Origin of the sequence: Bradyrhizobium sp. STM 3809 (genome assembly GCF_000239795.1) — a bacterium.
Classification (GTDB): domain Bacteria; phylum Pseudomonadota; class Alphaproteobacteria; order Rhizobiales; family Xanthobacteraceae; genus Bradyrhizobium.
Genome location: NZ_CAFJ01000440.1, coordinates 1 through 615 on the forward strand (window position 1 = coordinate 1; position 615 = coordinate 615).

Annotated in this window: 1 protein-coding gene and 1 pseudogene; one reads left to right on the top strand and one right to left on the bottom strand. The window is 63.7% G+C overall.

Annotated elements, in window-relative coordinates; genetic code table 11:
• On the top strand, positions 1-229 hold a 229-nt coding region (locus BRAS3809_RS37105), incomplete at its 5' end, for a hypothetical protein (RefSeq protein WP_210161108.1).
• Between the two features lie 274 nt (positions 230-503).
• Here BRAS3809_RS37105 and BRAS3809_RS36000 read toward each other — a convergent pair.
• Positions 504-615: pseudogene (locus tag BRAS3809_RS36000) on the bottom strand (oxidoreductase); the annotation flags it as partial.

The following is a 615-nucleotide window of genomic DNA, read 5'->3' on the forward strand; positions in this document are numbered from 1 at the left end:
GGACGCCCGGCCGGCCGCCTGGCGCTGCCGCGGGACATCGACGGTGATCTCCGGGAGCAAGGTGTCTGGTCTCCGGGCTGGGCTTGGGGCCTGCTGGGCATGGGCCGTCGGCCCGTCCGACCAGACAGCCGTCATCAATCCAGCCAACCCCAGCGGGCCCAAGATCTTCCGTACGCGCATCTCGATCCCCATCGCAGGTGCCGACCATGCCAGCGCCTGCGCCGTGTAACGTTCACGATGACAGGGACGACGGTTAGCCCAAACCGATCAATATGTAATGTTATAACATTGCATATTCTCAATTCCGGGTCTTGCTGTCGCGATCCGGTAACACATGCGAACGATTGGCGATTGCAACGGGTAACAGTGAGTCGCGGGTGGCGCAATGGAGCGCCTGGACCGACGGAGAGCGCCCATCAGGGCAGCGTGCAGCCGCAGCCGGTCAGAAACAAAATGGCCGCCGGCGAGCGGCGGCCATGCGATTCGCAGAAAGATGGGTCGGCTTACTTTTCCAGCCGGGCGAGCAGGCTCGACGTATCCCAGCGCTTGCCGCCGAGCTTCTCGACCTCGGAGTAGAACTGATCGACCAGCGCGGTCACCGGCAGATGCGCGCCA